This is a genomic window from Promicromonospora panici (genome assembly GCF_900608595.1).
Lineage (GTDB): Bacteria > Actinomycetota > Actinomycetes > Actinomycetales > Cellulomonadaceae > Promicromonospora > Promicromonospora panici.
Window position 1 is genome coordinate 228,581 of the sequence record NZ_UWYY01000010.1, and the last position, 17,650, is coordinate 246,230.

The 17,650-nt window shown below is 71.2% G+C and carries 16 protein-coding genes and 1 pseudogene; 12 read left to right on the forward strand and 5 right to left on the reverse strand.

What is annotated here, in order from left to right:
• Positions 1-42: 42 nt before the first annotated feature.
• The 3 genes and pseudogenes from EW117_RS13835 to EW117_RS13845 all read left to right on the forward strand — a co-directional run.
• Positions 43-1,479, forward strand: a complete 1,437-nt coding sequence (locus tag EW117_RS13835) for a carboxylesterase family protein (protein ID WP_129787280.1) — start codon at positions 43-45, stop codon at positions 1,477-1,479.
• 170 nt (positions 1,480-1,649) lie between these two features.
• The gene (locus EW117_RS13840) at positions 1,650-2,162 is read left to right on the forward strand and encodes a zinc-binding dehydrogenase (RefSeq protein ID WP_207211868.1); all 513 of its coding nucleotides are present in this window, start codon (positions 1,650-1,652) and stop codon (positions 2,160-2,162) included.
• 529 nt (positions 2,163-2,691) lie between these two features.
• A pseudogene (locus tag EW117_RS13845) lies at positions 2,692-2,976 on the forward strand (TrmH family RNA methyltransferase); the annotation flags it as partial.
• An 18-nt stretch (positions 2,977-2,994) separates the two neighbouring features.
• Here EW117_RS13845 and EW117_RS13850 read toward each other — a convergent pair.
• On the reverse strand, positions 2,995-3,816 hold the full coding sequence (locus tag EW117_RS13850; RefSeq protein ID WP_129787281.1) for an MHYT domain-containing protein: 822 nt from the start codon (positions 3,814-3,816) through the stop codon (positions 2,995-2,997).
• A gap of 341 nt (positions 3,817-4,157) precedes the next feature.
• On the opposite strand from EW117_RS13850, the gene EW117_RS13855 reads away from it, so the two are divergent.
• Together EW117_RS13855 and EW117_RS13860 are read left to right on the forward strand one after the other, a co-directional pair.
• A complete protein-coding gene (locus tag EW117_RS13855) occupies positions 4,158-5,084 on the forward strand; it encodes an expansin EXLX1 family cellulose-binding protein (RefSeq protein ID WP_129787282.1) in 927 nt (308 codons plus the stop codon).
• Positions 5,085-5,218: 134 nt separating this feature from the next.
• On the forward strand, positions 5,219-5,626 hold the full coding sequence (locus EW117_RS13860; protein ID WP_242504283.1) for a DUF1761 domain-containing protein: 408 nt from the start codon (positions 5,219-5,221) through the stop codon (positions 5,624-5,626).
• Between the two features lie 46 nt (positions 5,627-5,672).
• Here the strand turns inward: EW117_RS13860 and EW117_RS13865 are convergent, their stop codons facing one another.
• Entirely contained in the window at positions 5,673-6,374 is a 702-nt protein-coding gene (locus tag EW117_RS13865; protein ID WP_129787283.1) for a FadR/GntR family transcriptional regulator, read from the reverse strand.
• Positions 6,375-6,522: 148 nt separating this feature from the next.
• On the opposite strand from EW117_RS13865, the gene EW117_RS13870 reads away from it, so the two are divergent.
• From EW117_RS13870 to EW117_RS13885, 4 genes are read left to right on the forward strand one after another with little or no spacing between them, the layout of a single operon-like run.
• Positions 6,523-7,746, forward strand: a complete 1,224-nt coding sequence (locus EW117_RS13870; RefSeq protein ID WP_129787284.1) for an aminotransferase class V-fold PLP-dependent enzyme — start codon at positions 6,523-6,525, stop codon at positions 7,744-7,746.
• Between the two features lie 59 nt (positions 7,747-7,805).
• Positions 7,806-9,110 (forward strand): ABC transporter substrate-binding protein, encoded by a 1,305-nt coding sequence (locus EW117_RS13875; RefSeq protein WP_129787285.1) that lies wholly within the window; start codon positions 7,806-7,808, stop codon positions 9,108-9,110.
• 1 nt (position 9,111) lies between these two features.
• Positions 9,112-10,053, forward strand: coding sequence for a carbohydrate ABC transporter permease (locus EW117_RS13880; protein WP_129787286.1), 942 nt, complete (start codon positions 9,112-9,114; stop codon positions 10,051-10,053).
• Positions 10,050-10,868: a carbohydrate ABC transporter permease gene (locus tag EW117_RS13885; RefSeq protein WP_129787287.1), complete on the forward strand. Its 819-nt coding sequence runs from the start codon at positions 10,050-10,052 to the stop codon at positions 10,866-10,868. Before EW117_RS13880 ends, EW117_RS13885 begins: the two co-directional genes overlap by 4 nt.
• Before the next feature lie 40 nt (positions 10,869-10,908).
• Here the strand turns inward: EW117_RS13885 and EW117_RS13890 are convergent, their stop codons facing one another.
• On the reverse strand, positions 10,909-11,784 hold the full coding sequence (locus EW117_RS13890; RefSeq protein WP_242504284.1) for an MHYT domain-containing protein: 876 nt from the start codon (positions 11,782-11,784) through the stop codon (positions 10,909-10,911).
• Positions 11,785-12,024: 240 nt separating this feature from the next.
• On the opposite strand from EW117_RS13890, the gene EW117_RS13895 reads away from it, so the two are divergent.
• From EW117_RS13895 to EW117_RS13905, 3 genes are all read left to right on the forward strand, one after another.
• Complete coding sequence (locus EW117_RS13895; RefSeq protein WP_129787288.1) at positions 12,025-13,002, forward strand: siderophore-interacting protein; 978 nt, start codon at positions 12,025-12,027, stop codon at positions 13,000-13,002.
• A gap of 89 nt (positions 13,003-13,091) precedes the next feature.
• Complete coding sequence (locus EW117_RS13900) at positions 13,092-15,119, forward strand: vWA domain-containing protein (protein WP_129787289.1); 2,028 nt, start codon at positions 13,092-13,094, stop codon at positions 15,117-15,119.
• A 1-nt stretch (position 15,120) separates the two neighbouring features.
• Positions 15,121-16,620: an extracellular solute-binding protein gene (locus EW117_RS13905; RefSeq protein ID WP_129787290.1), complete on the forward strand. Its 1,500-nt coding sequence runs from the start codon at positions 15,121-15,123 to the stop codon at positions 16,618-16,620.
• On the opposite strand, the gene EW117_RS13910 is transcribed toward EW117_RS13905, so the two are convergent.
• Complete coding sequence (locus EW117_RS13910; protein ID WP_129787291.1) at positions 16,610-17,188, reverse strand: YbaK/EbsC family protein; 579 nt, start codon at positions 17,186-17,188, stop codon at positions 16,610-16,612. The two genes, EW117_RS13905 and EW117_RS13910, sit on opposite strands and share 11 nt — an antisense overlap.
• A gap of 10 nt (positions 17,189-17,198) precedes the next feature.
• Positions 17,199-17,650, reverse strand: a 452-nt coding sequence (locus EW117_RS13915; RefSeq protein WP_129787292.1) for a YbhB/YbcL family Raf kinase inhibitor-like protein, incomplete at its 5' end; no start/stop codon positions are given.

The following is a 17,650-nucleotide window of genomic DNA, read 5'->3' on the forward strand; positions in this document are numbered from 1 at the left end:
GACACAGCACACAAGACGCGGACAGCGTCGGAAGGACACACCATGACTGCGACAGCTCCCGCCGCCCCGACGACACCTGGCGTGCGGTCCTGGTGGGGTATCCCGTACGCCACCGCCGAGCGATACCGTCGCCCGGTCGTCTTGGAGTTCGATCCGGACCGGCCCTACGACCGCAAGGGTGTCGCCGCCGTGCAGCCCGACAGCGGTGACTGGCTCGAAGCAGACAGCGGGACGGGCGAGGACTGCCTGAACCTGAACGTGTGGGCTCCGGAGCAACCGCACGGGAGCGCGCTGCCGGTCGCCGTGTACATCCACGGCGGCGGGTTCGAGGTCGGTGCGAACACGCAGCTCACCTCGAACGCCGCGGGCCTCGCCGCATCGGGGCGCGTAGTAGGAGTATCGATCAACTACCGGCTCGGAGCGCTCGGGGCGGTATCGATCTCGCAGTACGGCGGACGGCTCGCCGAGGCAAGCAACCTCTGCCTGCAGGACGTCATCGCAGCCCTGACCTGGATCCAGCGCAACATCGCCCGCTTCGGCGGCGACCCCGACAACGTCACCGTCTACGGCCACAGCGGTGGCGCCTACTCCACGTTCGGGCTGCTCGGTGCGCCTTCTGCGGACGGCCTGTACCGGCGCCTGGCCGGGTTCTCCGCCGGGCCTACTCGTCTCCAGCCGGCGTGGTGGGCCGAAGAGCTCGCGCACCGGTTCGTCACCGAGCTCGGCGTCGCGGACGACCCTGAGAAGCTGATCGACCTCGACACAGCGTCTCTGGTGGCCGCACTGCACAAGGTCACACCGACCGACCTCGGCGCCCGCGGCGGAATGGACAGCACCAGCCTCGGCGTCGTCCTGGACACCGACCAGCCCGGCGCAGTCCTGCGGGCTCACCCCATGGACGTCCTCGCCTCGGGCACGCACCGTGAGGTCGATGTGCTGCTGAGCATGGCCAGCGACGACATGGGCTGGTGGGTGGCGAACGACCTCGACCGGTTCGACCCGGGCACCCTCGACGCGCTCGTCGACCAGCTCGCCAGGTGGCGCATTCCCCGCTCCCGCGCGAAGCAGATCGTCAGCGCCTACCACCAGGAGGGGCGCACGCCCGCCGAGGTGCGGGCCGCGCTCCTGACGGACTACATCTTCGGGCTCCCCGCGGCCCGCGGCGCCCTGACGCATGCCGCCGCCGGCGGCAACGCCCATCTCCTCCTGGTCGGTCCCGCCGAGGGGGCTCCCGCGGTGCACGGCAGCGAGATGTACGCGCTGGTCGGCCAGGAACGGCCCGGCCGCAGCCCCGAGCAAGCCCACCGCGACACCCGTATACGCGACATCGTGCTCGACTTCGTGACCGGCGAGCAGAGCTCTCTGTGGCCCGCCGTCACCGACCGCCCCACCGCGGAGAGCGTCGGAAACCCGCCCTTCGATGCCACCGCCCACTACCAGGAGGCCCTCGACCTGTGGGAGGGCATCGACCGCCCCTGACGGGCGTCGAGCAACCGCAACGGCAAGGAGCTCGCAATGAGTCACACCGAAGCAACCGCGCGTCCCGCACCCGTCACAATGCGAGCCGTGGTCGTCACTAGGCCCGGGGGACTGGACGCGCTCGAAGTCACGGACATCCCGGTCCCCGCGCGTGAGCCGGCACCTCCACGGTGGGGCTGAGCGCCGCGGCGATCGCGAAGGACATAGGCGCCACCGTCATCTCGACCACCCGCCATGCCGACCGCACCGATGAGCTACGAGCCATCGGCGTGGACCACCCCATCGTGGACGACGGGACCATCGCCCAGCAGGTCCGCGACCTCGCGCCGGACGGCGTCGACGCCGGGCTCGAGCTCGTCGGCAGCACCGTGCTGCCGGACACCTTCGGTTGTGTGCGCAGGCACGGCACCGTGTGCTTCACCGGCGCTCTGGCCGGCGGATGGACCATCCCCGACTTCAGCCCGTTCATGATCCCTGGCGGGGTCAGGCTGACCAGCTACGCGGGAGAAGCGGCAGACCTGCCCCCTCACGTGTTCCAGCAACAGCTCCAAGCCATCGCCGACGGACGGCTCAAGGCACCGATCGCGAAGACCTACAAGGGCCTTGAGCACGTCCGTGACGCTCATGCCGATGTCGAGTCGGGCACTACTCCCGGCAAGCACGTGGTGCTGCTCGACGGCTAGCGCGTCCACGCGCCCGCCAGGGTACGGATTCGCTAGGCGGTCGACGCTGCCTCCACGTCGACCGCGAGGGGGCGGGACCCGTCCCCATCGGGTCGGCGTCTGTTCGAGCCACTGGCTTCGGCTGCGGACGGCCCCAACGGTGCCGCTGAACCCAGTAGTCGCGATGCGTCAATGAATCCGAGGTCACCCGCCACAAAATGGAGTCCGAGTCCGACTTCACCACGGTCCGGATCGCCTGGGCGGCTTCATCCATGAGGGGGATGGAACCTGTAGGTCCCCGCTGCGGGCCGTGAGGCCCCGGACGGCGGAGGTTTGTTGAACGCAGCAGGCCCAGCGCACATGTAACCGTGGACGCCGTTGCCCCTGGTCGCGCAGGGAAAGGTGGATCGTTACAGGCCCGCATGCGTGCGTCAAAGCGGCTGTCGCGCTCGCGGGCGCTCTGAGCGAATTATGACCCTTCTCAACGTCGGTGGTTCCAAAACACCGGCGCCGGAACCGCAGGCCAGCGCCGCAAAGGAGGCGCGACGGGCCGTGGACGCGGATCGAGGCGTGGCCCGACGGCTTGCACACCCTGCAGGAGGAGGGCTTCATGGTCGCGGCACTCGCCTTGTCCCACGACTCGATCACGCTGGACGAGCTCGTCGCCAACCCGCCGGAGAAGCTCGCGCTCGTGCTCGGCACAGAGGGCGACGGCCTGAGCCGTGGCGCGGTTGAGGCCGCTGACCTGGTGGTGCGCATCCCGATGGCCGGCGAGGTGGACTCGCTCAACGTTGCGGCGGCTTCGGCTGTCGCCTTCTGGGCCACCCGCGTCTGACGTCGCGGCGCGGCCGGGTCAGAGGAGCTGGGAGCGGCTGCGCGGGGACGCGTCTCCGCGCAGGGTCTCGTTCTGCCGGTCCTGCCAGACCGCGAACTTGGCCTGCGCCTCCATCTCCGCGGCGCTGGGCGCCAGGCCCACCACCAGGAGCAGCAGGATCGTGTTGATGGTGATGCCGATGATGAGCGGGCCCAGGAGCTCCCCCATGCCGATGCCGACGTCGGACGTGACGATTCCGCTCGTGACCTCCTCCGCCCGCATGGCCGACATGCCCGTGTAGTGCATGCCGGAGACGGCCAGGCCCATGATGAGCGTCGCGGCGGTGCCGGCGGCGAAGTTGTGCACCTTCGCAGACAGCCAGAGGCCGGCGGTCGCGGCGACGACGGCGATGAGCACCGACATGACGACGGTGACGGCGTCATAGGTGATCGTGACACCCACGTGCATGGCGCGCATGCCGAGGTAGTGCATGGCGGCGACGCCCAGCCCGGTGACCGTGCCGCCCCCGAGCAGCGCGAGGGCTCCGACGCCCGCCGCGCGGACGATGAACAGGCCGAGGCCCACGACGAGGACTGCAAGCAGGCCGCTTGCGATCGTCAGGGTCACGTCGAAGCGCGTCTCTGCGCCGCGGACGTGGAACCCGAGCATGGCGACGAAGTGCATGACCCAGATGCCAGTGCCGCCGATGGAGATGGCGCCGAGGACGAGCCAGGCGCTGCTTGCCCGCCCGCGCGCTACGCGCGCGCGGGCGGTACAGGTCAGGCCGACGGCGCACCCGGCGCACGAGAGCAGGAACGAGAGGATGGGCGTGACCCAGCCGAGCGCGAAGTGGTCGATCATGGGAGCTCTCCAGCGAGTACGAGTGAAGCGTTACGAGGGAAGCGTTACGAGGGAAGCGTTACGAGGGACGCGTGCGGTCTGCCGTGGACGCCGTCGTCGCACAGTCAGGCCGTTGCCAGGGCCGATCGATACCTATTAGAAGGGGCTGACGGAGTGAGATGCACCGTTTATGGCGGGTTAATTCGGGCATAAGGAGGGTGATCTCTGCGGCCCCGGCCAAGGAGTCGGGCTCGCGCCTCGGGTTCCGGCATCGCGCCGGATCTCGTTGAAGCGTTGGTAGCCTTTGCGCGGCCCGTGGTCCTGACTGCGCACCGGCGACTCGATCCTCCGAACGGACAATCATGAAGACAGCGAGGCATGTCGCGGGGCAAAGAGGGCGCAGGTACTGGCTCATGTGGGGTGCGGCGGTCGCGCTGGCCGCCGTGGGTGTTCTGTCGTACCTGGTCATGGCGTCGCTCTCCGACGGCGCGGCCAACATCGCGCGGACCGCAGCAGCAGCCGCGGCCCCCGCCAGCGCCCCGCAGGTGAGCACCCCGGCTCCCACAGGCACCCCGACCCCCACGCCTACCCCGACACCGACACCCAGTGCATCCGTCCCGGAGGCATCGCCGTCGCCCACGACGACCCCGCCGACGTCGACCACTGCCGCGGCCGCGGGACGGATTGCCCCTGGGACCACGTACGAGGGAGACGCCACCCACTACGAGGCCGCGGACGGCAACGGCGCCTGCCTCTTCGGCCCGAGCGACGACATGATGATCGCGGCGATGAACGAGACCGACTACGAGACCTCCAAGGCGTGCGGCGCCTACGTGCTCGTCCGTGCGGCGAACGGCGCCTCTGTCACGGTGCGCATCACCAACGTGTGCCCCCTGCCCTGCGCACCCGGGCAGCTCGACCTCAGCAAGCAAGCATTCGCCGAGCTCGCAGATCCGGTGCTCGGCCGGATCCCGATCACCTGGAGCCTGCTGAGCCCTGGTGCCGCCGACACGATCTCGATCCGGTACAAGGACGGGTCGAGCCAGTGGTGGTGCGGCATCCAGGTAATCGACCACCGGAACCCCGTCGCGAAGCTGGAGGTCGACACCGGGAGCGGCTGGCGGACGTTGCCCCGTGCCGAGTACAACTACTTCCTCGCCGAGGACGGCAGCGGGTGCGGCGGCGCGATCAGGATCACCGACATCTACGGCGAGCGGCTGACGATCAACGCGCTCCCCGTGCGGGCAGACGTCGTCCAGCCGACCGGTGTCCAGTTCGGCCAGCACTGAGGGCGGCGGCATCAGCGGTGGACTTCTGAGCGACCCGCGTCTGACGGCGTCGGGCCGGCCCGCGGGGTGAAATGACAGCGGCGTCGGCCCTCGGTAGCCTGCGTCGCGACCAGCGCCGACGATCAAGGAGCCGCGTGATAGAGATCAACTGGCTGGCCACCGCGCTCGCACTCGTGGCCGGCATGGCCGTGGCGGGAGTCTGGTATGGCAAGGCCTTCGTGGCCCTCTGGTGGAGGCTGACGGGCATCACCCCGGAGCAGTCCAAGGCGGCCAGCAGAAGGAACCTGGTCCAGCTCCTCGTCGCGAACGGCGTGACGGCGGTCGGGCTGGCGTTCGGCATCGGGATCGCGTCGGCGGCCTTCGACGATGATTCGGTCGGGCTGGCGCTGCTGGTCGGCTTCGTGGCGTGGCTGGCGTTCTCGGCGTCCACCCTGCTCCAGCACAACGCCTTCGAGCTGAAGCCTTGGCGGCTGACCCTCCTCAACAGCAGCTATCAGCTGGTGCTGTTCCTCGCCATGGCGCTGGTGATCGGGCTGCTGTAGCGGCGTTGGTCCCGCGGAGGGAGCCCGGGCCCGGAGGTCGGGCGTCTCACGCCTCCGGGCCCACCATCGCCTCCGGTGCGGGACGCCGCTCGCGCAGCCACACCTCGCTCTGGGCGACGTGTGCCGCCGCCGCGACCGACGCCGCCACGGGATCACGGGACACGAGCGCCCGCAGGATCGCCCGGTGGCCGGCGTCGGAGACCCGCTTGGTCTCCGGCGTGAGGACCGGGTAGGCGCGCGAGCGCGACCGGAGCACCGCCACCATCGCGCCGAGCGACTCGTTGCCGCACAGCCGCACGATGCCCATGTGGAACTCGTGGTCGAGCGCCGACTGCTCGTCCACGTCCTCGCTCGCCTCCAGCCGGTCGAGGAGATCGCCCAGCCCGGCGAGCGTCGCGTCGTCGCAGCGTGCGGCGGAGAGGGACACGGCGTGCGCCTCCAGCACGCGGCGCAGCTCGTAGAGCTCGAGGATCGACTCCAGCGGGAGCAGCCCGACCGTGAGGGACAGCGTCCCGATCATGTCGGCGGCGCGCAGCTCGCCGACGTAGGTGCCCGCGCCCCGTCGCGTCTCGACGACGCCGAGGGCCGAGAGCGTGCGGATCGCCTCGCGGATCGAGCCGCGCGAGACGCCGAGCCGCTCGCTCAGCTCGCCCTCGCTGGGCATCCGGTCGCCCGGGTGGAGCGAACCGTCGGCGATCAGGGTACGCAGCCCGTGCAGGGCCGTCTCGACTGCGCTCACCTCGTGCATCCCACCAGCATGTCAGGTCCCCGGCAGCGCGGCGGACATTTCGCGCCGGTAAAACCTGTCCTACAAGTCTGTGTCACTTCCCCGGAGACACTGGTGCTGATCGGGCCGACCTGCCATGGTTGTCCGACAAATCGCGAGGAAGGTGTTGATGGACCAGATACGCACAGCTCCGGCGCCCGTCCGTCTCGCGTCCGGGAGACCGGCGCGGGAAGCGTGGCCGCTGGACAGGTCGGTCGTGCACCTCAACCACGGCTCCTACGGCGCGGTGCCCACCGAGGTGGTGCGGTATCAGGACGAGCTGCGCCGCCAGGCCGACCTGAGCCCCGTCGCCTGGTTTCCCCGCGCCCCCGAGCTCATCGCCGCGGCCCGCGGTGCGGTCGCGCCCTTCGTCGGCGCCCGGGCCGAGGACACCGCCTTCGTGCCGAACGCCTCCGCGGCCGCGACCGTGGTCCTCAACGCCCTGCGGCTGGAGCCCGGCGACGAGATCCTCGTCACCGACCACGGGTACGGCGCGATCACCATGGGCGCCCGCCGCCTCGCCCGCCGCTTCGGCGCCCGGGTGCGAACGGTCGACCTCCCGCTCGCCGCCACGGCGGACGACGTCGTCGAACGGTTCCGCACCGAGCTCACCGACGCCGTGCGCCTGGTCGTCGTCGACCAGATCACCTCACCCACCGCGCGCCTGCTCCCCACCGCGCGGATCACCGAGCTCGCCCACGAGCGCGGCGCCCGGGTCCTCGTCGACGGCGCCCACGCGCCCGGCCTCGTCGCGGACGCCGCCGCCGTCGGGGGAGGGGACTGGTGGTTCGGCAACCTGCACAAGTGGGCCTGCGCGCCCCGCGGTTCCGCACTCCTCGTCACCGACGCCGAAGACCGCGACGACCTGTGGCCCCTCATCGACTCCTGGGGCGCCGAGGAGCGCTACCCCGAGCGGTTCGACTCCCAGGGCACCATGGACACGACCGGCTACATCGCCGCGCCGCGGGCCATCGACTTCGTCGAGCGCGAGTACGGCTGGGCCCGCGCCCGCGAGACCATGACGGCGCTCGCGGACCACGGCGCCGCCGTCATCGGCGCGGCCCTCCAGCCCTTCGTGGACGCCCCGGTGGCCACCGACGTCGGTCTGCCCGTGGTGTCGATGCGCCTGCTCCGCCTGCCCGACGGGCTCGGCCGCGACCGCAGGGACGCCGACGAGCTGCGCCTACGCCTGCTGGACCTCGCCGGCGTCGCGTCGGCCTTCACGAGCGTCGCGGGCGTCGGCTACCTGCGCCTCTCGGCGCACCTGTACACGGAGCCGCGCGACTTCGACGCGTTCGTCGAGCGGGCGGTTCCCCAGATCCTGGCGTTCGCCGACGAACGCCGAGGCCGCTGACCCGCTCCCACCGGCGCGTCAGCGGCACCACCCGAACAAGAAGAAGGAGAGGTGCGCACATGAACCGCACCCGGACTGTCGTCACCGCGGGCCTGGCCACGATCGGCCTGCTCGCGCTCACCGCTTGTACCGGAGCCGGATCCGCCGACGACGGGACCGTCCGCCTGCAGATGGTCGAGAGCCTCACCAACCCGGCCCGGACCGAGCTGATCCGCGAGCTCCTGGACGAGTTCGAGGCGGAGCACCCCGGTGTCACCGTCGACCTCGTCTCCCCGCCCACCGACCAGGCCGACCAGAAGCTGCAGCAGATGCTGCAGTCGGGCCGGGGCGTCGACGTCCTCGAGGTGCGCGACAGCACCGTGGGGGCGTTCAGCAACAACGGCTGGCTGTACGACCTGTCGGACGACGTCACCGGCTGGGCGGGCTGGGACGCCCTCACCGACAACGCGCAGGCGGTGACCGCGCAGGACGGCGCCCGCTACTTCGTGCCGTACGGCTTCTACGGGCTGTCGCTGTTCTACCGCACGGACCTCGTCGAGGAGGCGGGCTTCGACGGCCCGCCGGCGTCGTGGGAGGAGCTGCTCGAACAGGCCTCCGCGATCCAGGACCCGCCGCAGAACACCTACGGCTATGCGTTCCGCGGCGGTCAGAACGGGTTCAGCAACGTCGTCGCGGCCGTGGAGGCGTACACGATCGACGACCTCGACGTGGAGAACGCGTACCTGCTGCAGGACGGGTCGACGATCTTCGCGGCGCCCGAGGCGCAGGACGCCGTCGACACCTACTTCTCCCTGTTCGAGGAGGCGGCACCGCCGTCGGCCGTGTCGTGGGGCTACCCCGAGATGGTGGAGGGCTTCACCAACGGGTCGACGGCGTTCCTGCTGCAGGACCCGGAGGTTATCGCCACGGTGTCGGAGTCGACGACGATCACGCAGGACCAGTGGTCCACCGCCCCGCTGCTGACCGGCCCCACGGGCAAGGCGGCGCAGCCGCTCGCGACCGCGGGCTGGGGCGTGGCCGAGGCCGGCGAGCACAAAAAGGAGGCGGTCGCGCTCGTCGAGTTCCTCTCGGGCGAGGAGCCCGCGACCCGGTTCGCCCAGGAGAACAGCCTCGTGCCGATCATCGACGGCGCGGGAGAGGACCCGTTCTACTCCGAGGGCCCGTGGACGAGCTACGTCACCATGACCGAGGACCCCGACACCTACGTCAACGTGGTGCAGCCGCGCGGCGAGAGCTGGTGGACGGAGTGGGAGCAGAAGGCGGACCAGGACGTGCAGGCGGTCCTGCTCGGCGACATGACGACGACCGAGCTGCTCGAGGAGTGGGACACGTTCTGGACCGAGAAGTACGCCGCGGAGCAGTGACGTGACGGCCACCACCCTCCCTCCGGCGCGGGCCGGGTCTCCACGCGCTACCCGCCGCCGGACGGCCTTCGGCCGCCGGCACGCGCTGACGATCCTCGGGTTCCTGGCGCCCGCCATCGTCTTCGTGTGCTGGTTCACGTACTTCCCGATGCTGCAGGGCGTCCACATGGCGTTCCGGGACTGGAACCTCTGGGACCTCACCGCGACGCCCTGGGTGGGCCTGGCGAACTTCGCCACGATCCTGAGCGACCCGGTCTTCCCCGTGGTCGCCGGCAACACCGTGGTGTGGGTCGTCGGCTCGATAGTGCCCCAGCTCGTGATCGGGTTCCTCGTCGCGCTGGGGCTGTGGCGCCGGTTCCGCTTCCGCGCGCTCTACCAGGCGCTCGTGTTCTATCCGTGGGCGGTGTCCGGCTTCCTCGTCGGCATGCTGTTCCGCTGGATGTTCAACGCCGAGTTCGGCGTGGTCAACGACCTGCTGATGAAGGCGGGCGCCATCGAGGCGCCCCTGCCGTGGCTCGCCGAGCCGCGGCTCGCGATGGTCGCGGTGATCGTCGCCAACGTCTGGTACGGCGTGACGTTCTTCGCGATCATGATCCTCGCGGCTCTCCAGTCGGTGCCCGACGAGGTGCTGGAGGCCGCCGCCATCGACGGCGCGGGCACGGTGCGCCGGCTCTTCTCCATCGTCGTCCCGTACATCTGGACGACGCTGGCGCTGACCGTGCTGCTCCGCGCGATCTGGACGTTCAACTCGCCCGAGATCATCTACGCGATGACCGCCGGCGGGCCCGCGGGCCGGACGCACATCGTCACGACGTGGATGATCGAGTTCACGCAGCAGGGCAGCTACGGCCTGGCCAGCGCCATCGGGCTCGTCGTGATGGTCGTCCTGTTCGTCTTCTGCGCCTTCTACCTGATGGCGATGAGGCGGGTGAACCAGCGATGACGATGCGTGTCGCCAGGGTCACGGGACTCGCGCTGTGGCTGGTCATCACCCTGTTCCCGCTCTACTGGGTGGTCGTGACGTCGTTCAAGTCACCGGGCTCGATCAACCGGTGGCCGCTGGAGTACTGGCCCTCCGAGCCCTCGACCGGCAACTACACGGAGCTGTTCGCCACCTCCAGCTTCGGCACGTTCATCGGCAACTCGCTCGTGGTCGCCCTGACCGCCGGGGCCACCGCGACGCTCATCGCGCTGCTCAGCGCCTACGTCCTGGCCCGGTTCGAGTTCCGGGGCAAGGGCGCAGTGCTCGGGGCGTTCCTGCTGACGCAGATGATCCCGGCGTTCATCGCGCTCGGGCCGCTGTACGCGATGCTCTCCGATCTCGGTCTGGTCGACACGAAGCCGGGGCTCGCCCTCGTCTACGTCGCGATGTGCATCCCGTTCTCCACCGTGATGCTGCGCGGGTTCTTCGAGAACATGCCCGACGCGCTGGAAGAGGCGGCGATGATCGACGGGTGCTCGCGCCTGGGTGCGCTGTTCCGCGTGCTCGTGCCGGTCATGGCGCCGGGGATCGTCGCCGCGTTCATCTTCAACTTCGTGAACTGCTGGAACGAGCTGTTCCTGTCCGTCGTGCTGATGAACTCCGACGCCAACAAGACGATCCCGGCCGCCCTGAACGGCTTCATCTCGACATTCAACATCGCCTGGGGCCCGATGTCGGCCGCAGCGGTGCTCACGATCCTGCCGACCATGGTGCTGTTCGCCCTGGCGAGCCGCTGGATCGTCGAGGGCCTCACGGCCGGGTCCGTCAAGGAGTAGCTAGCGGGGTCGCTCGGCACCGGGCGACCCCGTAGGCCCGTCAGAGGAGCTGGGACCGCCGGCGGGGGTCGGCCGCATCGCGCCGGATCTGCTCCTGCCGGCCCTGCCAGCCCTTGAACTTCTCCTGGGCCTCCAGCTCCGCGGCGCTCGGCGCCAGCCCGACGACCAGGAGCAGCAGGATCGTGCTGATGGTGACGCCGATGATCAGCGGGCCGAGCAGCGCGCCGACGGAGACGCCGCCGTCCGGCACGACGACTGCGCCGGTGACGACCTCTGCCCGCATGGCCGACATGCCCGTGTAGTGCATGCCGGAGACGGCCAGGCCCATGATGAGCGTCGCGGCGGTGCCGGCGGCGAAGTTCCGCACCTTGGCGGAGAGCCAGAGGCCGGCGGTCGCCGCGACGATGCCGACGAGCACCGACATGACGACGGTGACGGGGTCGTAGGTGATCGCGACGCCTACTTTCAGGGCGCGCATGCCGAGGTAGTGCATGGCAGCGATGCCCAGACCGGTGACGGTGCCGCCCGCGAGGAGCGCGAAGGCCCCGACGCCGGCCGCGCGGACGATGAAGAGGCCGAGCCCCACGACGGCGATGGCGAGCAGGCCGCTGGCGATCGTGAGGGCGACGTCGAACCGGGTCTCGGTGCCGCGGACGTGGAACCCGAGCATCGCCACGAAATGCATCACCCAGATGCCGGTGCCGCCGATGGAGACAGCGCCGAGACCGAGCCAGGCGGTGCTCGCCAAGCCGTGGGAGACGCGCGCGCGAGCCGTACAGGTCAGGCCGACGGCGCACCCGGCGCACGAGAGCAGGAACGAGAGGATGGGCGTGACCCAGCCCAACGCGAAGTGGTCGATCATGGTGAGGCTCTCCAGCGAGTGCGGGACGGACGCGTGGGGAAATCCGCCGGACATGCATCGTCCTGACGGTGGGACCGCTACCAGGGCATGGTCCACTGGAGAGTAAAGCGGGCTCATGTGCCGAGATGCACCTTTTGTCCGGGTTAACTTTGAAATTGATGGGGTGATCTTTCCTCGCCCGAGCGTGCGGTTTCCCGTTCGTTTTCCGGTCCGCTGTGGGTCCCGTCACGATGCCGCGTCCGATGCCCGGAAGAGGTGGCGCAGGGCCCCCAAAGTTAGGTTAGGCTCACCGTCGTGACCACCAAGACCGAGGGGCTCGACGTCAAGCCCTCGCGCATGTTCGATGTCGAGGTAGCGCGCGTGACGCGCCTGTGCCCGTCCTTCGTCCGGTTCACCTTCCGGGGCCCGGACCTGGACAAGTTCGCGGACAACGGCCGTGACCAGCGCATCAAGCTCCTCCTCCCGTCACCCCGCGGCGGCTGGGACGGCCTGCGCCGCGACGACCCCGACTGGTACGCCGCATGGCGCTCCCTCCCGGACGACGAGCGCAACCCGATGCGCACCTACACCGTCCGCACGGTCCGTCAGAACCTGCGCGAGGTCGACGTCGACGTCGTGATGCACGGTGACACCGGACCTGCGTCGCGCTGGGCGCTGACCGCGGCCGCCGGCGACCCGCTGGTCATCATGGGCCCGAACGCCGAGTACGACGGCGTCCACGGCGGTGTCGAGTTCGCTCCGCCGTCGTCCAGCCACGCGCTGCTGCTGGCGGGCGACGAGACCGCCGTTCCCGCCATCGCCGCCATCTGCGAGTCCCTGCCCGACGACGCGGTGGGCGAGGTCTTCCTCGAGGTGCCCCACCCGGAGGACGGCTGGGAGCTCGCCGCCCCCGCGGGCGTGCGCGTGCACTGGCTGGCGCGCGACGGGCGGGAGCACGGCGACGTGCTGGTCCCGGCTGTGCAGGACGCGGCGGACCGGCTGCTCGCGATGGGTGTGCGGCCGTCGTCGGACACCTCGCCGGCCCTCACCGCCGCCGGGCTGGACCTGTCGGGCGAGGCGCACGACGTCGACGTCGACACCGAGATGCTCTGGGAGGTGCCGATCGACGAGTCGGGCCGGCCCCTCGCGCAGGACACCGTGCTGTACGCGTGGCTCGCGGGCGAGGCGGGTGTCATCAAGACGCTGCGCCGTTACCTCGTGAACGAGTGCCAGGTGGACCGCAAGTCCGTGGCGTTCATGGGCTACTGGCGCAAGGGCCGCGCGGAGAACTGAACCGCGGACATTGCCCCGAAATCGCCGTTGACCTGCGAACACTGAGGCCAATGTGGTAGATATCGGACCCTGACGTTCCGGGAGGACGGATGGGTGCAACGGGGCAGCCTGCAGGGAGCGCGGGGCGTTCGGCCGGTACGGGAGGTTCGGGCAGCAGGTTCGGGCGCTGGTGGGACACCAGCCGCAACGCCGTGTTCGCGGTGTTCGGCACCGGTGCGGTCATCTGCGCCGGCTTCATGGAGGTCGTCGACCGTTCGATCCAGATCCCCTTGCTGGCGGCCCTCGTCGTACTGGCGCTGGCGGGCCTGTCCTCGATCTTCCGGGCGCGGACCTACGCGCGCCTGGCGGCGGCGGTGTGGGCGTGGGTGCGCGGCCACCGGATCCTCGTCATCGGGGCAGGGGCGCTCGCGCTGTCCCTCGGTGTGGGCGGGGCGGTGATGGTGGCGTCCGGTCAGTCCTGTGAGGACGCGACCGAGGTGGCCGTCATGGTCCCGGAGTACGGCGCCCCCGGCTTCGCGGCGGCAGCCGACGCGTTCGAGCAGGACTCGACCACGCCGTTCGCCTGCCCCCGGTACCACGTGACCACGTTCGGCGTGGGATGGCCGGCGCTCCGCGCGGCGTTCGCGTCCGGCTGGGGAGACGCCTCGGCCGAGGACGACGAGGCCGCGCCGGTCCTCGGGCCCCGGCCGGCAGTGTGGATCGCCGAGTCGCGGGCCCAGGCCGACATCGTGGCCTCGGAGGCGCTGACCCAGGACGTCACGATCTCCGGCCGCACGCTCGTGGCGGGCTCACCGCTGGTGCTGGCGGTGCCCGAGGCGCACGCGAAGACCCTGCGCGCGACGATCCGGTCGGACGACACGGCCAAGGAGCTGATCGCGGCGGCCGGGACGGCCGGCCTCTCCGTCGTCCGGGCCAACCCGGACACGTCGTTCGCCGCGGCGCTGCACACCGTGGGCCTCTACGGCGACTCGGACGGGATCCCCTCCGGAGGCTCCGACGCGGAGTCGCTGGAGCTCGACCTGGGGCACGCGCTCGAGCAGGCCGGCCTGCCGCTCGGGACCGACGGCGCCCTGCTGTGCCGCCTGCGTGAGCTGTCCACGGCGGAGCCGCCGCGGGTGGCGGTGCTGACGACCGAACGCGCGATGCTCGACGGCGGCGCGGCCTGCCCCGCCTCGAGCGGCGCCGACGATGCCGGCACGCTCGTCCCGTTCTATCCCGGCTCGCCGCTCGGCCTCGACTACACGGCGGTGCGGCTGGACTGGGCGGAGGAGGAGTCCGCCGGACGCCGGGCCGAGGCCGCGGAGGCCTTCGTGGAGTGGCTCGGTACGACCGAGGGGCAGACCGTCCTCGACCGGGAGGCGAAGGTGCGCGGCCTGGCCGGGCGCCCGCCATCGGGCGATGACGGGCCGCTGCCCGGTCTGCAGGGCGCACCGGTGGTCGAACCGGGTGCGAGCGTCGTCGCGTACACGCGCGTGCTGTCCACCGAGGAGCGGTACCGCACGGCGCGGCGCCCGGCTCGGGTGCTGGTGCTGGTGGACTCGTCGGCCTCCATGGGCCGGCCCGCCGACGGCGACCGGAAACGCATCGACGTGGCGCGGCGCGGGGTCCTCGGGGCGCTCGGGCACCTGAGCGGGTCCGACCAGGTGGGGGTGTGGCGGTTCTCCGGGGCGGCCACGTCGAGCCCTCAGGAGCTGCTCGGCCTGACGTCGAGCCAGACGGCGCAGGGCGAGGCTCCCGAACACCTGGGCCGGCTGCGGCCGAGCGGGTACACACCCCTCTACGACGCGATCGACGCCGGGACGTCCCACCTGATCGAGCTCGACACCGGCGCCGCCGCCCGCAGGCCCCTGACCGCGCTGGTCGTGCTGACCGACGGCGAGAACCGCCCGGGACGTGGTGCGGGGGCCGACCTGTCGGCGTCGGACCTGATCGGCTCCGCGCGTGCCGCGGCTGATTCGGGTGTCCGGGTGTACGTCGTGGCGGTGGGGGAGGCGTCGTGCCAGGTGAGCGACCTGCAGCAGATCGCGGCGGAGTGGGACGGCGAGTGCTGGGACAGCTCCTTCGGCGAGCTGGAGAGCACCCTGGGCAGCCTGTTCGGGCAGCTGGGAGGCCGGTGACATGACCGACGGAGCGACAGACAGCGGCTCGCACGACCACTCGAACGGGCATGGCTGGGCCACCCGCAGAGGCTTCCTGGTGGGTGCGGCGACCGGGTTCGTGGGGGTCGCCGCCCTTCGGCTGGGGCTCGACCAGATCTTCGGCGGCGCCGACGACATGGAGACGTTCGCCGCGGAGGACCAGCTCACGATCCTCAGCGGGCGTGACGAGACCGACGGCGGGCAGCGCCGTCTGCTCGTGGACCTGTGGAACCGGGTGCACGAGGCGCACCCCGCGCGGATCGTGGAGGTCTCCAGCAACGCCGACCTCGCCTACAGCACCATGCTGACGGCCGCGCAGGCCGGCGCGGAGGGTTACGACGTCTACAACCTGGACATCCCGTGGGTGCCGCAGTTCGCGCAGAGCGGCTACCTGCGGGTGCTCGACGAGGCCTCGGGCGACGGATTTCTGAGCGAGCCGTGGGCGGCCGGCACCTGGGACGGCGGCGTGTACGCGCTGCCGTTCAACTCCGACGTCGGGCTGCTGTACTGCAACCTGGACCTGATCACCGAGTACTACGACGGCGCCGTGCCCACGACGGACCCGATCCCGGTGGGGGACGGCTGGGCCGGCCTCGACCGGTTCGCGCACGAGGTCTTCGCCGCGGTGGGCGGCGAACGCGCCGGCCTGAGCCGGCCGCCCGTGGACACCGCGATCGCGCTGCAGCTCGCCGACTACGAGGGGTGCACGGTCAACCTGTGGGAGATCCTGCTGGGTTCTGACGCCGTCTCGGTCGACGGTGAGGGGCGCCCGGTGTTCGAGGACGTCGACGGGATCGGGGAGACCCTCGAGACCCTTGCCGCGCGGCTGCGCGCGTCGTCGGACGGCCCGAGCGGGACCGCCGCGTCGCTCGCGTTCGACGAGCAGGGGTCGCTCGCCGCGTTCGCCGCGGGGCGCGCGGTGTTCCTGCGGCACTGGCCGCGAGCGCTGCGCCTGCTGCGCGGGGAGGACGCGGCGCCGTTCCGGGTCGGCTTCATGCCGGTGCCCGGCGGGGGCGTGCTCGGCGGGCAGAGCCTCGCCGTGGCGGCGGCCTCGAAATACCCGGTCGCGGCGCGGCGGCTCATCGAGTTCCTCACGGACGAGCGTAGCCACCAGGTGATCTTCGAGCGCGGAGGCTTCGCCGCGAGCCGCGAGGCACCGTACCGCGACCTCGAGACGCCCTGGGCGCGTGAGCCGGCGACGGACGGCCTGGCGGCGTCCCTGGTCGACTACGCGACCGGGAAGGGTGTCGAGGGCACCAACGACCCGCTGCGCAAGGCCAACGACGCGCTGCGGCAGGCGCTGGACGGGGCGTCGCCCCGCCCGCGGCTGCAGCACTACGTGGAGCTCAGCGAGGAGTTCCGCAGGTACGTGCGGAGCGCCCTGTCCCCGGCCGGGACCTCGGGCGGCGCCGTGCGGTTCGACGGTGCCGAGTTCGCCGAGCGCATGGACGCGGCGATGGACGGCAAGGTCAGCGGGTAACGCCCAGGTCTTCGATCACCTCGACGCCCGGCATCTCGCACAGCAGCGGGCCGGGCATGAGCAGCTTGGAGCGGCGCACGCCCGAGCCCATCAGCGCCATCGTGCCCTCCTCGGTGAACCGGGAGTCGACCAGCACGCGGTAACCCTCGGGTAGCCCGACGGGCGTGATGCCGCCGTACTCCATGCCGGAGTCGGCGACGGCGCGGTCCATCGGCAGGAACGATGCCTTGCGCGCGTCCAGCAGCTTGCGCACACGCTTGTTGACGTCGGCGAACGTGCTGGCGGGGACGACGCACGCCGCGACGCGCTCGTCGTCACCCCGCTTGCCCGCCACGAGCACGCAGTTGGCCGACGCCTCCGGCGGCAGGTCGTGCAGCTCGTTGAGCGTCGCCGTCTCGGCGTGGTCCGGGTCGATCTCGGTGACGGCGACCAGGCCCGCGACCCGGGGGTCGGCGTCGGCCCAGGTGGTCAGTGCGGCGAGCACCGGCTCCGCGAGGAGTTCCGGATGGTCGAGCGCGGGCGCCCAGGCGAGGTCGCCCAGGGTGGGCAGGGTGGCGTTCTCGCTCATCGGCCGCACCTCACCGGCTGTACGTCGCCGTGAGCTGGGCACGCCCCAGCAGGTGGAAGAACACGTTGATCGCCACCTGCGCGTTGGTGTTGTCCGGGCCGAGGCCGAGCTCGCCGGGCTCCACGTCGAGCGCGTGCACGGCGAAGATGTACCGGTGCGGGTGGTCGCCGGGCGGCGGGCCGGCGCCCTCGAAGCCCGGGGTGTGGCCGTCGCTGCGTGTGTGGAACGCGCCGGCGGGCAGGCCCGAGCCGTCGGGCGCGCCTGCGCCGGTGTCGAGCGAGGTGACGTCGGCCGGGATGTCCACGACGGTCCAGTGGTGGTACCCCATCGGTGTCGGCGCGTCGGGGTCGTAGCAGGTCACCACGAACGACTTGGTGCCCTCGGGGAAGCCGCTCCAGGCCAGGGCGGGGGAGATGTTCTGGTCGTGCGCCGCGTGCGCGTCCGGCATGCGCTCGCCGTCGG

Excerpts from the sequence above, each read along its gene's own strand:
- EW117_RS13835 (WP_129787280.1), top strand. The coding sequence starts at position 43 with ATGACTGCGACAGCTCCCGCCGCCCCGACGACACCTGGCGTGCGGTCC.
- EW117_RS13850 (WP_129787281.1), bottom strand. The coding sequence starts at position 3,816 with ATGATCGACCACTTCGCGCTCGGCTGGGTCACGCCCATCCTCTCGTTC.
- EW117_RS13855 (WP_129787282.1), top strand. The coding sequence starts at position 4,158 with ATGAAGACAGCGAGGCATGTCGCGGGGCAAAGAGGGCGCAGGTACTGG.
- EW117_RS13865 (WP_129787283.1), bottom strand. The coding sequence starts at position 6,374 with ATGCACGAGGTGAGCGCAGTCGAGACGGCCCTGCACGGGCTGCGTACC.
- EW117_RS13870 (WP_129787284.1), top strand. The coding sequence starts at position 6,523 with ATGGACCAGATACGCACAGCTCCGGCGCCCGTCCGTCTCGCGTCCGGG.
- EW117_RS13875 (WP_129787285.1), top strand. The coding sequence starts at position 7,806 with ATGAACCGCACCCGGACTGTCGTCACCGCGGGCCTGGCCACGATCGGC.
- EW117_RS13885 (WP_129787287.1), top strand. The coding sequence starts at position 10,050 with ATGACGATGCGTGTCGCCAGGGTCACGGGACTCGCGCTGTGGCTGGTC.
- EW117_RS13890 (WP_242504284.1), bottom strand. The coding sequence starts at position 11,784 with ATGTCCGGCGGATTTCCCCACGCGTCCGTCCCGCACTCGCTGGAGAGC.
- EW117_RS13900 (WP_129787289.1), top strand. The coding sequence starts at position 13,092 with ATGGGTGCAACGGGGCAGCCTGCAGGGAGCGCGGGGCGTTCGGCCGGT.
- EW117_RS13905 (WP_129787290.1), top strand. The coding sequence starts at position 15,121 with ATGACCGACGGAGCGACAGACAGCGGCTCGCACGACCACTCGAACGGG.
- EW117_RS13910 (WP_129787291.1), bottom strand. The coding sequence starts at position 17,188 with ATGAGCGAGAACGCCACCCTGCCCACCCTGGGCGACCTCGCCTGGGCG.